The sequence below is a fragment of the Streptomyces curacoi genome (genome assembly GCF_001513975.1).
Lineage (GTDB): Bacteria > Actinomycetota > Actinomycetes > Streptomycetales > Streptomycetaceae > Streptomyces > Streptomyces curacoi.
In genome coordinates this window covers 603,313-623,223 of sequence record NZ_KQ947986.1, presented here as the reverse complement: position 1 = coordinate 623,223, position 19,911 = coordinate 603,313, and the positions used below count along the sequence as shown (strand labels likewise).

General features: G+C 70.9%; 15 protein-coding genes. 7 read left to right on the top strand and 8 right to left on the bottom strand.

Annotation, left to right across the window (positions count from 1 at the left end; genetic code table 11):
• Positions 1-2: 2 nt before the first annotated feature.
• The 3 genes from AQI70_RS12415 to AQI70_RS12405 all read right to left on the bottom strand — a co-directional run bounded on the left by AQI70_RS12415 (position 3) and on the right by AQI70_RS12405 (position 5,326).
• A complete protein-coding gene (locus AQI70_RS12415; RefSeq protein ID WP_062147614.1) occupies positions 3-3,476 on the bottom strand; it encodes a nitrate reductase subunit alpha in 3,474 nt (1,157 codons plus the stop codon).
• A 76-nt stretch (positions 3,477-3,552) separates the two neighbouring features.
• Positions 3,553-4,368, bottom strand: a complete 816-nt coding sequence (locus tag AQI70_RS12410) for an SAM-dependent methyltransferase (protein ID WP_062147611.1) — start codon at positions 4,366-4,368, stop codon at positions 3,553-3,555.
• 94 nt (positions 4,369-4,462) lie between these two features.
• Positions 4,463-5,326, bottom strand: coding sequence for a helix-turn-helix domain-containing protein (locus tag AQI70_RS12405; protein ID WP_062147608.1), 864 nt, complete (start codon positions 5,324-5,326; stop codon positions 4,463-4,465).
• A 235-nt stretch (positions 5,327-5,561) separates the two neighbouring features.
• On the opposite strand from AQI70_RS12405, the gene AQI70_RS12400 reads away from it, so the two are divergent.
• Positions 5,562-5,987, top strand: coding sequence for a hypothetical protein (locus AQI70_RS12400; protein WP_062147604.1), 426 nt, complete (start codon positions 5,562-5,564; stop codon positions 5,985-5,987).
• Here AQI70_RS12400 and AQI70_RS12395 read toward each other — a convergent pair.
• Positions 5,969-6,796, bottom strand: a complete 828-nt coding sequence (locus AQI70_RS12395) for a helix-turn-helix domain-containing protein (protein WP_062147601.1) — start codon at positions 6,794-6,796, stop codon at positions 5,969-5,971. The genes AQI70_RS12400 and AQI70_RS12395 overlap by 19 nt on opposite strands.
• Positions 6,797-7,103: 307 nt before the next feature.
• Between AQI70_RS12395 and AQI70_RS12390 the strand changes: the two genes are divergently transcribed.
• Both AQI70_RS12390 and AQI70_RS12385 read left to right on the top strand, forming a co-directional pair.
• Positions 7,104-7,406 (top strand): 4a-hydroxytetrahydrobiopterin dehydratase, encoded by a 303-nt coding sequence (locus AQI70_RS12390; protein WP_003996494.1) that lies wholly within the window; start codon positions 7,104-7,106, stop codon positions 7,404-7,406.
• A 5-nt stretch (positions 7,407-7,411) separates the two neighbouring features.
• Positions 7,412-8,152 carry a class I SAM-dependent methyltransferase gene (locus tag AQI70_RS12385; protein WP_062147598.1) on the top strand — a complete coding sequence of 247 codons (741 nt, stop codon included), beginning with the start codon at positions 7,412-7,414 and terminating at the stop codon, positions 8,150-8,152.
• Here the strand turns inward: AQI70_RS12385 and AQI70_RS12380 are convergent.
• Together AQI70_RS12380 and AQI70_RS12375 are read right to left on the bottom strand one after the other, a co-directional pair.
• Positions 8,121-8,597, bottom strand: coding sequence for a hypothetical protein (locus tag AQI70_RS12380; RefSeq protein WP_062147595.1), 477 nt, complete (start codon positions 8,595-8,597; stop codon positions 8,121-8,123). The two genes, AQI70_RS12385 and AQI70_RS12380, sit on opposite strands and share 32 nt — an antisense overlap.
• Positions 8,594-9,073 (bottom strand): hypothetical protein, encoded by a 480-nt coding sequence (locus tag AQI70_RS12375; protein ID WP_062147592.1) that lies wholly within the window; start codon positions 9,071-9,073, stop codon positions 8,594-8,596. Before AQI70_RS12375 ends, AQI70_RS12380 begins: the two co-directional genes overlap by 4 nt.
• Positions 9,074-9,112: 39 nt before the next feature.
• Here AQI70_RS12375 and AQI70_RS12370 point away from each other — a divergent pair, with 39 nt between their 5' ends.
• The 3 genes from AQI70_RS12370 (at position 9,113) to AQI70_RS12360 (ending at position 12,739) form a co-directional block, all read left to right on the top strand.
• Positions 9,113-10,129: a helix-turn-helix transcriptional regulator gene (locus tag AQI70_RS12370; protein ID WP_062147589.1), complete on the top strand. Its 1,017-nt coding sequence runs from the start codon at positions 9,113-9,115 to the stop codon at positions 10,127-10,129.
• Positions 10,104-11,978 carry a rhamnogalacturonan lyase gene (locus tag AQI70_RS12365; protein ID WP_062147586.1) on the top strand — a complete coding sequence of 625 codons (1,875 nt, stop codon included), beginning with the start codon at positions 10,104-10,106 and terminating at the stop codon, positions 11,976-11,978. The genes AQI70_RS12370 and AQI70_RS12365 overlap by 26 nt, the downstream gene beginning before the upstream one ends.
• A gap of 152 nt (positions 11,979-12,130) precedes the next feature.
• The gene (locus AQI70_RS12360) at positions 12,131-12,739 is read left to right on the top strand and encodes a DUF4352 domain-containing protein (protein ID WP_062147584.1); all 609 of its coding nucleotides are present in this window, start codon (positions 12,131-12,133) and stop codon (positions 12,737-12,739) included.
• 49 nt (positions 12,740-12,788) lie between these two features.
• Here the strand turns inward: AQI70_RS12360 and AQI70_RS12355 are convergent, their stop codons facing one another.
• Positions 12,789-15,455, bottom strand: a complete 2,667-nt coding sequence (locus AQI70_RS12355) for a cellulose binding domain-containing protein (protein WP_062147581.1) — start codon at positions 15,453-15,455, stop codon at positions 12,789-12,791.
• A 243-nt stretch (positions 15,456-15,698) separates the two neighbouring features.
• Positions 15,699-18,614 carry a glycoside hydrolase family 48 protein gene (locus tag AQI70_RS12350; protein ID WP_062147578.1) on the bottom strand — a complete coding sequence of 972 codons (2,916 nt, stop codon included), beginning with the start codon at positions 18,612-18,614 and terminating at the stop codon, positions 15,699-15,701.
• Between the two features lie 250 nt (positions 18,615-18,864).
• Between AQI70_RS12350 and AQI70_RS12345 the strand changes: the two genes are divergently transcribed.
• On the top strand, positions 18,865-19,863 hold the full coding sequence (locus AQI70_RS12345) for a cellulose binding domain-containing protein (protein WP_208607344.1): 999 nt from the start codon (positions 18,865-18,867) through the stop codon (positions 19,861-19,863).
• Positions 19,864-19,911 lie beyond the last annotated feature (48 nt).

Below are 19,911 nucleotides of genomic sequence, written 5' to 3'. Positions count from 1 at the left end.
CGTCAGTCGACCTCCTGGCTGCGGCGGCGGATCACCGTCACCTCGTCGCGCTGGTTGCCCGTGGGGCCCAGGTAGTTGAACGCCCAGGACAACTGGGCGTAGCCGCCGACCAGATGGGACGGCTTGAGTATCAGCCGGGCCGGCGAGTAGCGGAGACCGCCGTGTCGGCCAGCGGTCTCGGCCTTCGGGCCGGCGGCCGTGCGTTCCTGCGCACGGTGCGTATAGACGGTGCCGGGCGGGATGCGGTGCGAGACGACGGCCCGGGCGACGATCACGCCGTTGCGGTCGACCGCCTCCACCCAGGCGTTGTCGGCGACGCCGATCGCCTCGGCGTCCCGCGGGGACATCCACAGGTGCTGCCCGCCGTGGGAGAGCGCCAGCATGAACAGGTCGTCCTGGTACTCGCAGTGCAGGGACCACTTGTCGTGCGGAGTGAGATGCCGGACCGTCACCTCCGGCTGCCCGTCCGGTCCGCGGCGTGGCTCGCCGAGCAGCTTGTGCAGGTCCAGCGGCGGCCGGTACACCGGGAGCGCCTCGCCCAGCTCATGGATCCAGTCGTGGTCGAGGAAGAAGTGCTGGCGACCGGTGAGGGTGTGCCACGGCTTGCCGTGTTCGGTGTTCAGCGTGAACGCGGCATACCGTCGGCCGTCGGCCTCGCTGCCCGACCGTTCCGGCGACGTGATCACCGGCACCGGCGCGGCCTGGGTGTCCGCGTACGTGATCCGCTTGCCCTCGTGCTCGTCCGTCAGATGCGCCGTCTCCTGCCCGGTGCGGGCGTCGAGGGCGCGGAATCCCTGGGTGGCTAGGCGGCCGTTGGTGGCGCCGGAGAGGGCGAGAATCGTGTTCGCCGCCTTGATGGCCGTGTCGAGGCGCGGGCGGCCGTCGTCCGTGACGCCGTTCAGCAGCCGGAGATCCTCGACCTCCTCGTCCGGCAGCAGCGTGATCCCCTTGGTGGACAGCCCGAGTCGCTCCACCAGCGGACCGAGCGCCGAGAACTGCGCGCCGATCGCCGTGTAGTCCCGCTCCACGACGGTCAGGTCCGGCATGGTCCGCCCGGGCACCGGATCGCACTCCCCGCGTTTCCAGTCCGAGGCGACCCCGCCCGGCTGGGCGATCTCGCCCGGTGTGTCGTGCTGGAGCGGGCTCGCCACCAGGTCCTTGCGGACGCCCAGATGGCCGACGGCCTGCTCGCTGAGCCGCTCGGCCAGCGCCTTGAACGTGTCGAAGTCGGTGCGCGGCTGCCCCGGCGGATCCACGGCCGGGGCGCAGGAGTCCACGCAGGGGTGCAGGTCCGTGCTGGACAGGTCGTGCTTCTCGTACCGGGTCGCGGCGGGCAGGACGACGTCCGACACCAGCGTGGACGGCGTCTGCCGGAAGTCCAGCGACAGCAGCAGGTCGAGCTTGCCCTCGGGCGCCTCGTCGCGCCAGGCCACATCCCGTGGGCGTACCTCCTCGGGGGCTTCCTCCGCCCGCGGGGACGAGTGCGTGCCCAGCAGGTGCCGGGCGAAGTGGTCGGCGCCCTTTTCCGGCGAGCCGAACAGGTCCGCCCGCCACAGGGTCAGCACCCGCGGCCAGTTCTCCGGCGCGTCCGGGTCCTCGCAGGCGAACTTCAAGGTGCCCGCGCGCAGTTCGGCCACCACTCTCGCCACCGGATCGCCGAACACCTCGCCCAGCTCCAGCGGACTGCGGTCGAAGGTCGGATACGACGGCATCCACCCGGAACGTACCGACAGCGCCAGACAGTCCGCCCCCGTCATCCCCCGGAACCGGCCCGCACCGAGCGGTGAGGCCAGCACGTCGGCCGTGCACAGGTCGTGGCGCCACTGGTCGGTGTGGAGGTACCAGTACGCCGTGCCGGTCATCCGGCGCGGCGGGCGCGACCAGTCCGACGCGGTCGCGAGCGTGGCCCAGCCGGTCATCGGGCGACACTTCTCCCGGCCCCCGTAGTGCGCCCAGCCGCCGCCGTTGCGGCCCTGGCAGCCGGTGAGCTGGAGCAGGGCGAGGACGGCGCGGTGGATCGTCTCGGAGTGGAACCAGTGGGTGGTGCCGGTGCCCGTCAGGATCATGCAACGGCCCGCGGACTGCTCCGCCGTCCGCGCGAACTCCCGCGCGATCCGCACGCACGTGGCGGCCGGGACGGAGGTGTGCGCCTCCTGCCAGGCGGGGGTGCCGGGCGCGTCGGCGTCGTCGTACGACGCGGGCCAGCGGCCCGGCAGCCCGTCCCGTGCCACCCCGTACTGTGCGAGCAGCAGATCGAAGACCGTCGTCACCAGCGGCCCGCGCGCACCGCCGGCCTTCATCGCCGGGACACCGCGCCGTACGACGGCGCCGCGACCCTGCCCCGGGGCCCCGCCCTCGGTGTCGAAGCGGGGCAGCAGCACCTCGACACCTGCGGCGTCCTCACTTCCGTACAGGCTCAACCGCGGGCGCGTCGCCCCGAGTTCAAGGTTCCAGCGGCCCTTGCCCGACGCGGTCCAGCGAAAGCCCAGCGAGCCGTTCGGAACGACCGCGCGGCCCGCCACCTCGTCCAGCACGACCGTCTTCCACTCGGCGCCCTCGCCCTCCGGCCCCAGGTCCGAGGCGCGCAAGAACTTCGCCGGGACGTACGCGCCGTCCCGTTCCGCCAGGGTGACCAGGAAGGGCAGGTCGGTGAACTTCTGGACGTAGTCCGCGAAGAACGGTGTCTCGCGGTCGACGAAGAACTCCTTGAGGATCACGTGCCCCATCGCCAGGGCCAGCGCGCCGTCCGTGCCGGGGTGCGGGTGGAGCCACTCGTCGGCGAACGAGGCGTGGCCGGCGTGGTCGGGGCCGACGGCCACGACCTTCTGGCCGCGGTAACGGGCCTCCGCCAGCCAGTGCGCGTCGGGTGTGCGGGTGACCGGGACGTCCGAACCCCACAGCAGCAGATGCGCCGCGTCCCACCAGTCGCCGGACTCCGGCACGTCGGCCTGGTCGCCGAGCACCTGCGGGGAGGCCACGGGCAGGTCGGCGTACCCGTCGTGGAAGGAGAGCATCGGGGCGCCGATCAGGGCGTGGAAGCGGGCGCCCGCCGCGTGCGACACCATCGACATCGCGGGGGCGGCAAAGAAGCCGGCGACGCGGTCGGGGCCGTACGTCTTGATGGTGTGCACCTGCGCGGCGGCGACCAGCTCTGTCGCCTCGTCCCAACTCGCCCGCACCAGCCCGCCCTTGCCGCGCGCCCGCTGGTAGCGGCGGCGGCGCTCGGGGTCGCTCTGGACGTCCGCCCAGGCCAGGACGGGGTCCCGCAGACGTTCCTTCGCCTCCCAGTACATCTCCAGGAGCACACCGCGGACGTACGGGTGGCGGACCCGGGTGGGGGAGCAGGCGTACCAGGAGAAGGCGGCGACGCCGTGCGCGTCGGGCGCGGGCGTGCCCGGCCGGAAGAACCTGCCGGCCTCCAGCAGCGCCGCGCCCGGCTCGGCGGGCGCAGCCGGCGGTATCTGTGTGTCGGTCACAGGCGCTCCCTTGCTTGCCTGGTCCCGAACCTAGGGCGGGGCGCGGGAGCGCACCCGTTCACGGCACCCGTACGGGTCAGGGCCTGCGGGCGACCCCCGCGTACACGGGCACGATGCCCTCGGCCTGGGCCGCCACGTCAGCGGGCTCCGGCCGCCAGCCGTGCACGGGGATGACGCCGGGGCCGAGCAGCTCCAGACCGTCGAAGAAGCGGGAGAACCCGGCCAGCGACCGGGGGAAGAAGGGCGTGCCGCTGCGGCGGAACTGGTTCGCCGCCTTCTCGATGACCTCCGGGCTGAGGTCCGGGGTGACCTGGGACAGGATCAGATGGCTGCCCGGGGCGAGCGCGGCCACGTACTTCCGCAGCAGGCCGTACACGTCGTCGCCGTCGGGGTCGTCGTCCAGGTAGTGGGTGAGCGCGACCAGCGACAGCGCGACCGGCTCGGCGAAGTCCAGGGACTCCCCGGCCCGGCCCAGCAGGGTGTCGATGTCACGGACGTCCGCGTGCACGTAGTCGGTGCTGCCCTCGGCGGAGCCGTGCAGCAGCGCCTGGGCGTGCCGCAGCACGATCGGGTCGTTGTCCGCGTAGACGACCTTGGCCTCGGGGGCGACGCCCTGCGCCACCTGGTGCAGGTTGGGCTCGGTGGGGATGCCCGTGCCGATGTCCAGGAACTGGCGTATCCCGGCCTCGGCGACGGTACGCACGGCCCGGTGCATGAACCGGCGGTTGGCGCGCGCGCCGCGCAGGACCGTGCCGTCCACGGCGAGGATCCTGCGGGCCAGCTCCTCGTCCACCGGGTAGTTGTCCTTGCCGCCCAGCCACCAGTCGTAGACGCGGGCCGGGTGCGGCCGGCTGGTGTCGACCCGGGCGGGTGCCGCATCGGATCCGGTCATGCGGTGTGTTCTCCTCGGGGCTCGGTTGCCGTCACGCACAGGTCGTCCGTGGGGGCCGGAAAGGTTGCCGTACGCCGTCGCACATCCGGACGGCTCAGAAGTCCTCGCGGTGCTCCCGCAGGATCTTCTTCGTGCGCTCGGCCGACGCGGCGACCGTCGACATGTGGTCCAGGACCTCCAGGTGCGCGGCGACCTCCTTGCGGGAGTCGAGATACAGGGCGCCGGTCAGGTACTCGGTGTAGACCATGTCGGGCAGCTCCGGCTCGGCGAAGCGGAACAGGGTGAAGGGCGCGTACGTCCCCGGGTGCGGGCCGGAGGCGAACTCGGCGATCTGCAGGGTGACCCGGTCGCGCCCGGCGAACTCCAGGAGCTTGTCCAGCTGGTCGCGCATCACCTCGGCGCGGCTGCTCACCGGGCGCCGCAGCACCGTCTCGTCCATGATCACCCACAGGTGGGGCGGGTCCGGGCGTTCCAGCAGCCGCTGGCGTGCCATGCGCAGCGACACATGCCGCTCGATGGTCTCCGGCCCCGTCTGCCCGATCGTCCCGGCCTCCAGCACGGCCCGCGCGTACTCCTCGGTCTGCAGCAGGCCCGGCACGAAGTGCGGCTCGTAGGAGCGGATGATGCGGGCGGCGCCCTCCAGGCTGACGTACAGGCTGAACCAGTCCGGCAGCACGTCGTGGAACCGCTGCCACCAGCCCGGCTGGTTGGCCTCCTCGGCCAGCTCGACGAACGCGGCCGCCTCGTCCTCCGGTACGCCGTACGTCTCCAGCAGCACCTGCACATACGGGATCTTCAGCGAGACCTCGGCCGTCTCCATCCGCCGTACGGTCGCCGCGGCCACCCGCAGCACCCGTGCGGCCTCCTCGCGTCCCAGCCCAGCCGCTTCCCGCAGCTCCTGCAGACGCTTGCCGAGCACCACCTGACCGACGGTCGGCGCGGGTCGCCGCTCACTCACGCCACGCCTCCCCTACGCGCCGGAAGTACGGGTGCAGTGTGCCATGTTCCGGTTCCGGATTGGGATGGTCACCGCTGTGCGCGCCGAACCGCGGGTGGGTTGCATTACCTCCCGGGTAATCGCCCCCTCCGTCCGTCCGCGGGATCGTTGTGGCACCGGGTTCCGGGGCGGCGCACTCCGCTCCGGGACCCGGATCCCCGCATCGCAACCCGACCTCGACGGAGGGTGATTCGTCATGTCCGCCACCTCGCTCGCCGCGCTCGCCCGGACCTCCGACCCGCAGACCGTGCTGCGCCGCTTCCTGGCCCTGGACGCGGTGGTGACCGGGGCGAACGGGCTCGCCTACCTCGTCGTGTCCGGCCCGCTCGGCCGCCTCCTGGGCGTGGACCCGGGGCTGCTGCTCGGGCTCGGGGCGTTCCTCACGGTGTTCGCGGCCGGCGTGGGCCTGCTCGCCTCCCGCGCCCGGCCCGCCGCGTTCCCGGTGCGAGCCGTGATCGAGGCCAACCTCGCCTGGGCCGTGCTGAGCCTCGTCGCGCTCGTGATGTGGCTGTCACCGACCACGGCGGGCGCGGTGTGGACCGTGCTCCAGGCGCTCACCGTCGCCGGGTTCGCGGCGCTCCAGTACGCCGCCTTGAAAGTCCGTCAGGGAACCATCGACTGAAGGTACTTGACCGTCGCCGGGTCGGCCGGGAGGAACGTCTCGATGGCCAGCTCGGCGACGGTCACGTCCATCGGCGTGTTGAAGGTGGAGATGGAGGAGATGAAGGACAGGACCCGGCCCTCGTGCTCGATCTGCATCGGCAGTGCGAAGTACGGGACCGGTTCGGCAGGTTCGGCGCCGGGTTTCTCCTCCGGGACCGGGTACGCCGCCACCTCCTCGTGCAGCCTGCGCAACGGTTCGGAGCGGCGCAGCGCGATCTGCCGGTCCATCTGGGCGAGCAGGTGCCCGCGCCACTCACGCAGGTTGCGGATGCGCGGCGCGAGGCCCTCCGGGTGCAGCGTCAGGCGCATCGCGTTGAGCGGGGGCGTGAGCAGGTGCTCGGGGATACCGTCGAGCAGCATCAGGATGCCCCGGTTGGCCGCGTGGACGTCGTACATCGCGTCCACCACGAGGGCCGGGTAGGGCTCGTACCCCTGGATCAGCCGCTCCATGCCCGACCGCAGCGCGTCCAGCGCCGGATCGTCCAGCGGGGTCTCCGGATAGCGCGGGGCGTAACCGGCCGCCAGCAGCAGCGGGTTGCGCTCGCGCACCGGTACGTCCAGATGCTCGGCCAGCCGCAGCACCATCTCCTCGCTCGGCCGGGAACGGCCCGTCTCGATGAAGCTGATGTGCCGGGCGGAGGAGTCGGCCCGCAACGCCAACTCCAGCTGGCTCACCCGCCGTTGCTCCCGCCAGGCCCGCAGCAGCGGGCCCACGCCCTGGTCGGTGGGGGTGGCGGACGCGGCGTTGCCGGACGTGCGAAGGGTCATGCTCACGACCGTAGTCGAGGGGCGCGTCAAACGAGCGAGCCGTGGGCGTCATCCCCGGAAAAGGGGAGGTGGTGGACCCGCGCCGGAGCGCGTGCCGCGGTCCGTCAACCACTCCGGCCGCAGTGACCCGACCGGGTCCGCCCGCGGCGGCCCGCGGGGTGCCCGCCGGGGCGGCCACGGCCTCCCGCACGACCGGATGGCCGAACACGTACGCCGCCGGCCCCCGGACACCCGCCTGACCAGGGCCGCCACGCCCAGCCTGTGGCAGGCTGAAGACGAACCCCCCACTCCAGGAAGGAACGAGGCCATGCCCCTCGAACCGCTGTCGCAGAAGGAGATCGAGGACCGGCTCGCGGAGCTGCCGGGCTGGTCGCTGGACGGCGACCGCATCGCCCGCTCCTACCGGCTCCCCTCACACTTCGCGGCCACGGCGATGGTCGTGCACATCGCCCAGGTCCAGGAGGAGCTCGACCACCACTCCGACCTCACCCTCGGCTACAACACGGTGTCCCTGACCGTGAACACCCACACGGTGGGCGCCGTGACCGAGCGGGACTTCGACCTCGCCCGCAAGATCGAGGAGCTCGCTCCCGGTCACGGGGCACACTGACGCGCGTGCTGGACTACGACAAGGAGGCGGAGCGCTACGACGCCTCGCGCGGCGGCGAGCCCCGGGCGGCGGCCGCGGCGCAGGCCGTGCTGGGCCTCCTGCCGGACGGGACCCGGCGCCTGCTCGACGTCGCCTGTGGCACCGGCATCGTGACGCGGCGGCTCGCCGCACGGGACGGCCTGCGCGTGACCGGCGTCGATCTCGCGCCCGCGATGGCCCGGCAGGCCGCCGCGCGCCTGCCCGGTGCCGTCGTGCGCGCCGACAGCCGCCGGCTGCCGTTCGGGGACGGCCGGTTCGACGCCGTCAGCAGCGTGTGGCTGCTGCACCTGGCGCAGACCGCCGAGGACGTACGGACCATCGTCGGTGAGTGTGCCCGGGTGCTGCGGCCCGGCGGGGTGTATGTCACCACGGTCGACAAGGCCGCCGCCCACAACGTGGGCAGTGACATCGATGCCGTCCTGGCCTCCCGCCCGCGCCGCCCCGCCCGGGACGAGGCGGCGCTGGTCGAGTCGTACGCCCTCGGCCACGGCCTGGTCCCGGCCGGGCAGGCCCGCTTCACCGGCCGGGGTCAGGGCCGCAGCCCCCGCCGCACGGTCGCCGACCTGCGCCGGGGCTGGTTCGTCACCCTGCCGCCGGGCGACCCGCTCGCCGACGAGTTCGCCGCCCGTCTGGCCGAGCTGCCGGGCCAGGACCTGCCCCGGCCCGACCCGGTGTTCACCCTGCGGGCGTTCCGGAAGGCCGGGTGAAGTCCATGGTCCAGTTGGTCAGCCAGGTCCGTCCGTCGTCGACGGAGAACGCCTGCTCCCAGCGGGCCGACGTCGCGGAGACGCCCGACCACACGAACCGCACCCGCACGTCCTTGCCGTCGTGTGTGTCGTCGCCGTAGAACTCCCCGCGTCCGTCCTCGAACCGGCCGATGACGGGCGGGAACAGCTTCCCGCTGGCGCTGGAGGACCAGTTCAGCGACCAGCGCTCGGTCTCCCGGTCGAACAGGCGCAGCGTCAGCCCCTTCGAGCCCAGGTGCGGCATGTCGATCTCGTCGACATTGGCGGCGCCGTCGAACAGCGGCCGGCAGCGGTTCGTGGCAGGGAACTCCTCCCAGCCGCTGTCCGGGTCGAGGAAGTCGGTGCGGCGGCGGTTGAGGACCTCCCACTCGCCGTGGAAGAAGTCGAAGTCGTGCGGGCTGCTCATGTGCGGTCTCCAGTGGTTCCTGGGGGTAGGGAGTCGGCCAAGTAGGCCTTGAGGTCCGGGACTTCGGGCGCGAGCAGGTGCCGTACCCAGGCGTCCCGTTCGTGCAGGATCGGCGGGAGTTCCCAGACGCAGCCGATCCACGGCAGGTCGGGGGTGACGAAGTGGGTCGGGTCGCGGTCCGGGCAGCCCAGCACCGGCTGGCCCGCCGCGGCGCCCTTGAAGTGCAGGACGTTGTCCCACACCCAGCTGTAGGCGTTCAGGTAGGCGCCGTCGTCGCCGCCCCGGTGCAGCACGACGAAGGTCGCCGGGGGCGTGCCGTCCGGCTCCGGCAGCAGGTCCGGCAGGATCTCGTACGCCGCTTTCTCGACCTCGGGCGCGATGCCCGCGGGGTCGGCGGTGACGTGGTAGCGCTTGACGTGCCGCCCGGCCACCTCGATGGGCGGGGGCACGGTCAGCAGTTTCTCGCTGAAGGGCATGGCAGGACGTTAGAGGCGGTCCCCTGACATCCTGTGTCAGTGAAGTCCAGTCGACTCGTCTCCCTCCTCCTGCTGCTCCAGACCCGCGGCCGGATGACCGCCGCCCAGCTCGCCGAGGAGCTGGAGGTGTCGGTGCGCACGGTCTACCGGGACGTCGAGGCGCTGAGCGCGGCCGGCGTCCCGCTGTACGGCGACGCGGGCCACGCCGGTGGCTACCGCCTCCTCGACGGCTACCGCACCCGCCTCACCGGACTCACCGCCGGCGAGGCCGAGGCCCTCTTCCTGGCCGGCGCCCCCGGCCCCGCCACCCAGCTGGGCCTGGGCTCCGTGCTGGCCGCCGCCCAGCTCAAGGTCCGGGCCGCCCTGCCGCCGGAACTGCGCGTCCACGCCGACCGGATCAGCGACCGCTTCCACCTCGACGCGCCCGGCTGGTACGCCGACGCCGACGAGACACCGCATCTGCCCGCCGTGGCGGACGCCGTCTGGAACAGCCGCGTCCTGCACGTGCTGTACCGCCGCTGGCGTGAGCCCACCGACGTGGAGCGCCGCCTGGAGCCGTACGGACTCGTCCTCAAAGCAGGCCGTTGGTACGTGGTCGCGGGCCCCGGACCGCGTACGTACCGCGTCGACCAGATCCTTCGACTGGCCGTCGGCGAGGAGGAGTTCACCCGCCCCGACGACTTCGACCTGGCCGCGTACTGGACGGCGTACCAGCGCGACTTCCACGACCGGTTGCACCGCGCGCAGGCGGTGGTGCGGCTGGCTCCCGGAGTGACCCTCGACCGGGCGGCCGACCACCGTAGGGAGCAGGACGGCTGGACCCGGGTCACCGTTCCCATCGAGTCCGTCGACCACGCCCACGCCGAGTTCCTGCGGCTGGGCACCGGCATCGAAGTGCTCCAACCGCCCGAGCTGCGCGAGAGGATAGCCCGCACGGTGGCCGAACTGGCCGAAAGATACGGCAACTTCGGGGCGCACGGCGGCGACCGAGGGAGCGGAACCCGTCCGTCCTCCCGAGGAGGTACGTCACGTGCAGCACCCGCGCAAGCACCGTAGACGCCGGGCCGCCCTCTTGGCGACCGTCGCCGTCGCCGCCCTGGCCGGCGCCGGACTCACCACGCTGAACGGCGCCGGCGTCGCCGAGGCGGCCACCGCCCGCCAGGTCGAGAAACTGAACCGGGGTGTGGTCAGCGTCCACACGGCCGGCGGCAACCTGGTCAGCTGGCGCTGGCTCGGCACCGACCCCAACGACGTCTCCTTCAACGTCTACCGGGCCGGTACGAAGGTCAACTCCACCCCGATCACCGGCACCACGAACTACTTCCACTCCGGCGCGCCCGAGCAGGCCGACTACACCGTCCGCACGATCGTGAACGGCGTGGAGCAGGCCGACTCCGAGCACGCCGTCCAGTTCCGCACGGGGTACAAGGACGTCCCGATCAGCCCGCCGGCCGGCGGCACGACCCCCGACGGGGTCGCCTACACCTACGAGGCCAACGACGCCTCCGTCGGCGACCTCGACGGCGACGGCGCCCTCGACATCGTCCTCAAGTGGCAGCCCACCAACGCCAAGGACAACTCCCAGTCCGGCTACACCGGCAACACGATCGTCGACGGCGTCAAGCTCGACGGCACCCGGCTGTGGCGTATCGACCTGGGCCGCAACATCCGCTCCGGCGCGCACTACACGCAGTTCCAGGTCTACGACTACGACGGCGACGGCAAGGCCGAGGTTGCCATGAAGACGGCCGACGGCACGCGGGACGGCACCGGCGCGGTCATCGGCAGTTCGTCCGCCGACCACCGCAACTCCTCCGGCTACATCCTGACCGGCCCCGAGTACCTGACCATGTTCAACGGCCAGACCGGCAAGGCCATGCAGAGCGTGGACTACGTACCGGCCCGCGGCACCGTCTCGTCGTGGGGCGACTCCTACGGCAACCGCGTGGACCGCTTCCTCGCGGGCACCGCGTACCTGGACGGCTCCCGTCCGTCGCTGATCATGGCGCGCGGCTACTACACCCGGACCGTGATCGCGGCGTGGGACTGGCGCGGCGGCCAGTTCACCCGCCGCTGGACCTTCGACACCAACTCCTCCACCAACAGCGGCAAGGGGTACGACGGCCAGGGCAACCACAGCCTGTCCGTGGCGGACGTCGACGGCGACGGCAGGGACGAGATCGTCTACGGCGCCATGACCGTGGACGACAACGGCTCGGGGCTGTGGACCACCAGGCTGGGCCACGGCGACGCGGGTCACGTCGGGGACCTCAACCCGTCCCGCGCAGGCCTGGAGTACTTCAAGGTCTCGGAGGACTCCAGCAAGCCCGGCTCCTGGATGGCCGACGCGCGTACCGGCCAGATCCTGTGGCAGACGGCCTCGGGCGCCGACAACGGCCGCGGCGTCGCCGCCGACATCCACGCCGGCAGCGCGGGCGCCGAGGCGTGGTCCGCCTCCGACACCACCCTGCGCTCGGCGACCGGCGGCTCCCTCGGCCGGGAGCCGTCCAGCATCAACTTCCTGTCCTGGTGGGACGGCGACCCCGTCCGCGAACTCCTGGACGGCACCCGTATCGACAAGTACGGCACCTCCGGCGACACCCGCCTGCTGACGGGCGCGTCGGTCCACTCCAACAACGGCTCCAAGGCGACGCCGTCCCTGTCCGGCGACATCCTCGGCGACTGGCGCGAGGAGGTCATCTGGCCGACGTCGAACAACACGGCGCTGCGGATCTACTCCACGCCGTACGAGACGAGCACGAAGATCACGACCCTGCTGCACGACACGATGTACCGCGTGGCCCTCGCCTGGCAGAACACGGCGTACAACCAGCCACCCCACCCGAGCTTCTTTATCGGCAACGGCATGGCGACGGCGCCCCGGCCGACCGTGTTCACGCCCTGAGCGTCGGCGACCGGCTCGTCCCGCCTGGCAGCCCGGACGTCATAACGGGCTGCCAGGTTGCCTGTTGCTCCCGAATTTTTTTGATGATGCGTACAACCATGCGGGTTCTCCACCAGTCCTTCACGTGCGTACCACCGAAACCTGGGGAGACCATGTTCCGCCACACCCGCATACGCCTCGCCGCCACCGCGGCCGCCGTCGTCGCCGCGATCGGCCTGACCGCCTGTGGCTCCGGCTCCGGCGACGAGATCGTCGACAAGCCGAAGGCGAAGGCCTCCGCCGACGCCGACAGCGGCTCCGGCAAGGACAAGGAGCCCGCCGCCGAGCAGACCAGTGCCGCGCCCGAGGTCGCCAAGGTCGGCGACACGCTCGGCCTCAAGGGTATGGAGGCGGGCAGCGAACTGGACGTGACCGTCGTCAAGGTCGTCGACAACGCCAAGTCCAGCGACGAGTTCTTCGCCCCCGAAGACGGCAAGCGCTGGATCGGCGTGCAGTTCCAGCTCCTCAACACCGGCACCAAGGTCTACTCCGACGCCCCCATGAACGGGGCGAAGATGGCCGACGACCAGGGCCAGCAGTTCGGGACCGTCATCGCCGACATCACGGCCGGCCCGTCGATGGGTTCGGATGTCCGGCTCAAGCCCGGCGGGAAGGCGCTCGGCTGGATCGTGTTCGAGGTGCCGAAGGCGTCGAAGCCGGCCACCGTCACGTTCGGGATGGACTCGGGCTTCGCGGAGCAGATCGGGGAGTGGAAGCTGTAGGAGAGCAGCGAGGGCGCGTGCCGTCGCCGGCACGCGCCCTCGGGCCCGCTCAACTCACGGTGCAGCTCTGGTCACCCAGCTTGAACGCGGCCGGTTTCGTGTTCGCCCCCGACCAGTTGCCCGTGAATCCGAAGCTCACGGACGAGCCGGCCGCCACAGTGCCGTTCCAGCCGACGTTCTTCGCGGTCACCGCCGAGCCCGACTGCGTGTGCTCGGCGTTCCACATCTGCGTGATGCGCTGTCCGTCCGCGAAGGACCACCCGAGTGACCAGCCGTTCCAGGCGCTCTTGCCCGTGTTGGACACCTGCACGTCGGCCTGGAAGCCGCCCGACCACTGATTGGTGATCTTGTACGTCACCATGCAGGCGCCCGTCGGAGTCGGTGTGGGGTCGGTTCCACCGCCGCCGCCCCCGCCGCCGGCGTCGGACGTGTCGCCGTAGATGACGCCGCGCCCGTTGGTCGCCACGTACACCCGCCCGTACACCCGCGGGTCACCCGTGACCGCCGCACCCGTCCAACCCCACTGGTGGGCGTCGTCGTTGATGCGGGTCCAGGTCGCGCCCTTGTCCGTCGACCGGAAGATGCCGCGCACGCCGCCGATCTTCGCGCTGGTGTACAGCGTCTGGTACGAGGCTCCCGTCGCCGCCTTGCCGAAGCCGATCGTGTCGGCCTGCTCGACGTTCGAGAGCTTCGTGAAGCCGGCCCCGCCGTCGGTCGAGTGCCACAGCCCGTACGCACCGTCCGTCGCACCGCCCGCCAGCCAGACGTCACCCTTCACCCCGGGCAACGCCTTGAAGCGGACGCTGTCACCGCTCGGCAGTCCCGTCGCCGAGGACGCGGTGAAGGTCGCCCCGCCGTCCGTACTGACGTAGAACTTCCCGGACTTGAAGCCGTAGAAGACCTTCGGGTCGACCCGGTCGGACTCGACGATCGCGCCCCCCGGAATGCCGCTCGACGCCGACCAGGAGTTGCCGAACCCGGTCGTGTACTGCACACCCGTACCGGCGGGGCTCCACACGAACCGGCTGCCGTCCGCCGCCGCCGCGACCGTACCGCCGCCGCTGACACCCGAAGGGTCGCTGCCCGCGAACCAGTTGGCGCCGTTGTCCGTGGAGAAGGCGATGTGCGGCCCCGAGTCCAGGTTGCCCACCCGCACGACCGTGTTCGGGGTGGCCTCGGCGAAGTCCAGGCTCGTGGTCGTGGTGAAGTTCGGCTGCGTGAACATCATCGACGGCACCTTGGTGAGGTCCGTGTGCCGGAAGCCGCCGATGTCACCGAGGGCGCTCAGGAGCGGTGCGCCGGACGGGGGAGAGGCGAGGTCGTTGACCGCGGTCTCCTCCAGGCCCTGCACCATCGGCCTGATGGCGAACTTGCTGCCGCTGTCCCAGTTCGTGAGGTTCTCGGTGCCGTAGATCGTCGCGCCCGTGCCGTACATCATCCGGTTGGAGTCGAACGGGTCGATCTCCAGCGCCTCCGTCATCCAGCCGAGCTTCGGAGTCTGCTCGGGCGGCGACGGGTTCGCGCCCCACGTCAGCCACGGCGAGGACGAGACATCCATCGTGTAGCGGTTCTCCCGGTTGGGATACGACGTGTAGTCCCACGCCTTCGTCCAGGTGCCGCCGCTGTCCGTCGAGCGGAAGATCTGGGTGTCCGGCCACCAGGAGCTGTACGCCGTCGCCATCACCGTGCCGGGCTTCTGCCGGTCGACGGTCAGTCCGCTGAAGCCGTAGTAGGTGTCGGCCTCCGCCACCGGGCTGATGTCGGTCCAGGTGCCGGTCGCGGTCGCGTACCGCCACAGCCGGCCCTTGCCGCCGTCGTACGGCCCGCCCTTGTCGCTGTAGGCGAGGTAGAGGTAGCCGTTGGTGGCGTCCAGCACGCCCTTGTGCGCGAGATGGCCGGTCGGCTGCCCGGCGACCCGCGACCAGGTCGCGCCCGCGTCCGTCGACCGGTACACCGCGTTGTCCTTGTCGGCGACCCCGACGTAGATCGTCTTCGTGGCGTTCCCGGACGTCCCCGTGGACTCGTCGAAGGTGACCCAGACGATGCCCTGGTTGTCGCTGGCGTAGCCGCTGGTGTCGCTCGGATCCTGCACGTAGTTGCCGACGTTGGGGAAGTTCGCCACCTGCGACCAGGTCACCCCGGAGTCCGTCGACCGCCACAGCCCCTTGCCGCTGGGCGCGCCCAGATACAGCACGCTGTTCCTGTTCGGGTCGACGGCGAGGCGCTCGCCCATGCCGCGGCCGGGCATGTTGCCGCCCAGCTTGAACGGCAGGTTCGTCTTCTGCCAGGTGGCGCCCCGGTCCGAGGAGCGCATGACGGCACCGTTCTTCGGGTCCCAGCTGTTGGTGTAGGTCCCGACCGCCGCGTACACCTTGTTCGGGTCCACCGGGTCGGAGGCCAGGCTCACCACGCCCGTGTGCCCCCAGTCGTCCCAGCCCACCGAGTCCAGCAGCGGCGTCCACGTCTTCGTCGACTCCTGCCAGCGGTAGGCGCCGCCGATGTCCGTGCGGGCGTAGGCGAGGTTCTTCTCCTTGCGGTTGAAGACGATGCCGGGGACGAAACCGCCGCCGTCGATGCGGGCGTTCTTCCAGGTGTAGGTGTCGGCGCTGATCGACACGTCCTTCGAGACACTCTCGGCGGCCAGTACGGGCGGGGTGCCCGCGAGCAGCCCGGCGGCGAGGGCCAGCGCGGCGGTGAGGATGCGGGTTCTTCGCACGGTGGGGTCCTTCCTGAGAGAGGAACGCGCGACGACCGGGCGGCCCCCAGTGCGGGAGGGGGCCGCCCGGCAGGTCGGCCTCGCCGTCAGGTGACGAGACCACGTACGAGGAGCCTTCAAGCGGTTCCGAGGAAACGCCGTGACCTGCCACGCCCTGGTTTTAGGGGCGCGGGGAACTGCGCGACCAGCCACAACGGACCCGCAGACGAGTCACTGCCCAACCCGCGGAGCGCTCGGCGGGGACTATTCGAGAAGCTCCGCGTACGAACCCATGGCCAAGGCGATGTCCGCCTGGGCCCAGAACCGGTGATACGTGAACGACGGTGCCGCACCGCCCGCGAGATACGCCTCGATCTTCGACCAGGCCGGGTCGTCCTCGTAGAACGAGCGGATCGAGTCGAAGGTCGACGACGAGTTGATCGCGTCACCGTTCGGCATGGTGCCGGTCCAGCCGCTCGGGATGTGGACCGGGTCGTCGAAGCGGTTGTAGTCGGCGCGGGTCTCCGGGACGGCGATGCCCAGGGCGTCCTGGTGGTTGTTCCACATGCCGTCGAGGAGCGCCTTGGCCGTGGCGGCGGCCTGCGTGTCACCGGAGCGGTCGGCGTAGTACGTCAGGGTCTTGGCGTACGCGGCCGCCACACCGACGTCGTTGGTGTAGTCGGCGACGGTGACATGCAGCCCGTTGTTCGCACCCGGGCTCGACGGGTTCCAGGTGTCGGGCTGGCCCGACCACTGGAGCGTCGACGGGAACCGGAAGGTGCCGTCGGGGTTGACGGTGGTGTGGGCCAGCGCCCAGTCGACCCACTTGTCCAGGACCGCCTTCGCGGCCGCGTTCCCCGTCTGCTGGTAGTACTCGGCCACCCGCTCCATCGACCACGCCTGGAAGCCGAACCACTGGTTGGACGGCGGGTCGTGGTAGACGGGCTGCTGGTCGTAGTACATGCCGTAGAAGGTCGACTTGCCGGCCGGCGGAGTCGCGTACCGGCCCGCCCAGCTGTTGGTCGCACCGCCCGCGATCGCGCCCTCGCTGGACTGCAGCCAGCGGTAGAACTCGATCTGCCGCTCCAGGGACTTGGCCCAGTCCGCCTGCCCCGTCGCCGACTTCGGCTTCAGATCGGCGTAGTTGGCCAGGGCGTACGCGGCCATCGGGTTCTGGTAGCCGCCGTGCGCGTGGCTGGAGCCGATGCGCCAGGCCCAGCCCGCCGAGGTGTCGGTGGCACCGCCCCACGCGTAGTACCAGGAGAGCAGGTAGTGCGAGGCGTCCTTGCCGGTGCCGGCCGGGCAGGACGAGGCGCCCACACAGTTGCCGATCTTCTTGAAGTACTTGTCGTACATCGCGTAGCGCAGGTAGTCGCCCATCTTCGCGGCCTTGGCCACGGTCGCGGAGATCTCGCCGCCCTTGCCCTGCGCGTCGGCCCACTTGTCGGCCCAGTACGCGGCCTGCACCGCACGGGCGTCGGCGTCCGGGGCGTTGGTGAACTTCCACTGCTTGGCGTAGGAGGCGTCACCGGTGAACAGGTCCAGGTAGCCGTTCTTGCCGCCGTACTTGAACTGGTCGCAGGTCGGCTGCGGCACCGTCTCCCACACCGACTCCTGCGCGCCGCGCTGGAAGGTGTTGATGTACGACGGTCCGGTGTCGCCCGGTCCGGCCTCGCACTTGCCGGGCGAGTTGCCGAAGCCGTAGACGTTGTCGACGTCCTGCAGCCAGTGCATGCCGTAGACGTCGTCCGTGCCGTACGCGCTCTTCAGCTCGGCCGCGATCGGGTCCCGGCCGACCGAGACCCCGGTGTCGAGCTTCGCCGGGTACTCGCCCGGCGTGTCCAGCTCGGGCGCGTACGTCGCCGGCTTGGAGGCGTTGTAGAAGGAGTTGGTCGGCTGGTCGGCGTGGGTCGGGATCATGTACTTCTCCATGATCTCCCAGGCCCCGTTGAACTTGGACCAGTCGCCCGTGACCTTGCCGTACATCGCCTGCAGCCAGAGAAGGTAGCTGTAGGCCTCGGACGTGGTCTCATGGCCGTGGTCCGGCGCCTCGACGATCAGCGTCTCGACCGAGTGGTAGGGGATGCCCTCGGGGGAGAAGTAGCCGTTCGCCGGGTTGGTGATCTTGCCGTACAGCTCCAGGAACCGGGCGTCGAACGCCTTCGTCGCCGCGATCTGGGTCACCGTCACCGCGGCCTTCACATGGCCGGTGGCCGTGGACTCGAAGGTCGCCGCGCCGGTGCCGGAGCTGTCGGCGGTGACGGTCACCTTCTGGGCGGTGTTCCAGTTCGAGGGGGTGAAGGTGAGCGAGGCGCCGCCGGTCACCGACAGGCCGGAGTTGCCACCGGTCCGGGCGGTCGTCACGGTCACGTTCGCGGACGGCTGGGTCGACAGCTTCACGTCGTACGAGCCCGACTTGCCCGCCTGGACGGCCAGTTGGGTCACCGAGGCCACCACCGCGGGACCCGAGGCGACCGTGATGCCGACCGGCGTGGACTCCGCGGAGGCGCCGAGGCTGTCGTACGCCTTCGCGAGCAGCGAATGACTGCCCACGGGCAGGCTGGAGACCGAGAGCGAGTACGGCGCGGTCGTGTCCGTGCCCAGCAGCCTGGTGTCGTCGTAGAACTCGACCTTGCTGATGGTGGCGTTGTCCGCGGCCGCGGCGGTGGCCGCGAGCGGGACCGCGTCGCCCTGCGTGTAGACGGCGCCCGCCGCCGGGCTGGTCAGCACGGTGATGGGGGGTTGGTGGGCGCCGGTGCAGGTCGTGCCGTTGACGGCGAAGTTCGCCGGGGCGGCGTTGGAGCCGCTGTAGGTGAACTGCGCGCCGGTCGACACGGCGGCTCCGGCGGCGATCCGGCCGTTGTAGCCGGCGTCCTTCACGGTGATCGACTGGCCGGACTGCGACCAGGTGCCGTTCCAGCCGTTGCTGAGCTTCTGGTTGCCCGAGTAGCTGTAGGTCAGGGTCCAGCCGTCGATGACCTGCGTGCCGCGGTTGGTGATCGTCAGATCCGCGGTGAAACCGGAGCCCCAGTCATTGGTCTTGTAGTCGACACTGCACTGAGGTGCCGCCGCCTGCGCGGGAGTTGAACCCGTACTCAACATGGTCAAGGGAAGCGCCAGGGTCGCGACGACGGCGGTCCACAGCCGTCGTACGGCTCTGCGTCTGCGTGGGGGATGCACGTGCTGGTTCCTCCTTGGGGCTCGGAGAAGTCAAGGCTTGAACCAGTGGGAGCGCTCCCATAGTGAGGACGGGTGTGCAGGGGGTCAAGGTGCTTGAAGAGTCGAAAAGATTCGACGGGTTCAGTTGAGCGAAAGTCAGTAACTCCTCTGTTCTTTACCGTCGCTTGGCGCTAGCTTCATTGACACCAGTGGGAGCGATTCCATCAGTCGACGCGTCCGTCACGACGCGCTGATCTGCAAGGAGTCGCTCATGCGACACCCCCCGCGTTCAGTACTTTTAGCCGTCACCGGCGCGGTCGCCCTCGTCGCGGCCGTGACGGTGCCGGTGGTCACGGCGCAGGGAGCCACACCCGCGTGCACGGTGGAGTACTCCGTCACCAGTCCGTGGGACGGCGGAAAGTGGTCCCAGTCCGGTACGACGGTGACCGCGGCCGACGAGAACTGGAACGGCGCGCTCGGCACCGGCGGGAGCGTCAGTGCCGGGTTCATCGCGTCCTTGTCGGGGGGCAACGCCGCACAGGCGGCGTTCAGGCTCAACGGCACCACCTGCAACGTCGCCGCTGAGCCGACACCGACCGATCCGCCGGGCCCGGGTGACGGTACGGTGCCGGCCCTGCGCGCCTCCGGGAACAAGCTCGTGGACGCCGACGGCACCACCCGTCGTCTGCTCGGCGTCAACCGTTCCGGCGGCGAGTTCGCGTGCGTCCAGGGCAACGGCATCTGGGACGGTCCCGTCGACGACGCCTCGGTCGAGGCGATCGCCGACTGGAACGTCAACACCGTCCGCATCCCGCTCAACGAGGAGTGCCGGCTCGGGCTGCCCCACATCAAGCCCGAGTACGCCGGCGCCCATTATATAGGCGCCGTCCTGCTCGGCGGGCTCGCGTACTCGAACGACCTGAGCCAGGGGCTGACGTACCGGCCGACCGACCCGGCGGGCAATCTCGCCGCCGCCTGGCACGTCTACAACTTCAACGCCTGCGCGAACGAGAGCTGCTGGAACTCCAGCCTCGCCCCCGTCGCGGCCCAGGTGCCGCTGGTGGCCGGGGAGATCGGTGAGAACACCTGCGCGCACTCCTTCGTCGACCGCGTCATGAAGTGGTTCGAGGACCGGGACCTGTCCTACCTGGGCTGGACCTGGAACACCTGCAACTGCTCCTCCGGTCCCGCCCTGATCTCCAGTTACGACGGTACGCCCACGGCGTACGGCATCGGGCTGCGCGACCACCTGCGCGCCCTCGACGGATGACACCCGCAACCGAGCCTCAACGAACAGCACCCGCAACCGAGTTCAACG

Excerpts from the sequence above, each read along its gene's own strand:
- AQI70_RS12410 (WP_062147611.1), bottom strand. The coding sequence starts at position 4,368 with ATGACCGGATCCGATGCGGCACCCGCCCGGGTCGACACCAGCCGGCCG.
- AQI70_RS12400 (WP_062147604.1), top strand. The coding sequence starts at position 5,562 with ATGTCCGCCACCTCGCTCGCCGCGCTCGCCCGGACCTCCGACCCGCAG.
- AQI70_RS12395 (WP_062147601.1), bottom strand. The coding sequence starts at position 6,796 with ATGACCCTTCGCACGTCCGGCAACGCCGCGTCCGCCACCCCCACCGAC.
- AQI70_RS12390 (WP_003996494.1), top strand. The coding sequence starts at position 7,104 with ATGCCCCTCGAACCGCTGTCGCAGAAGGAGATCGAGGACCGGCTCGCG.
- AQI70_RS12380 (WP_062147595.1), bottom strand. The coding sequence starts at position 8,597 with ATGAGCAGCCCGCACGACTTCGACTTCTTCCACGGCGAGTGGGAGGTC.
- AQI70_RS12375 (WP_062147592.1), bottom strand. The coding sequence starts at position 9,073 with ATGCCCTTCAGCGAGAAACTGCTGACCGTGCCCCCGCCCATCGAGGTG.
- AQI70_RS12360 (WP_062147584.1), top strand. The coding sequence starts at position 12,131 with ATGTTCCGCCACACCCGCATACGCCTCGCCGCCACCGCGGCCGCCGTC.
- AQI70_RS12345 (WP_208607344.1), top strand. The coding sequence starts at position 18,865 with ATGCGACACCCCCCGCGTTCAGTACTTTTAGCCGTCACCGGCGCGGTC.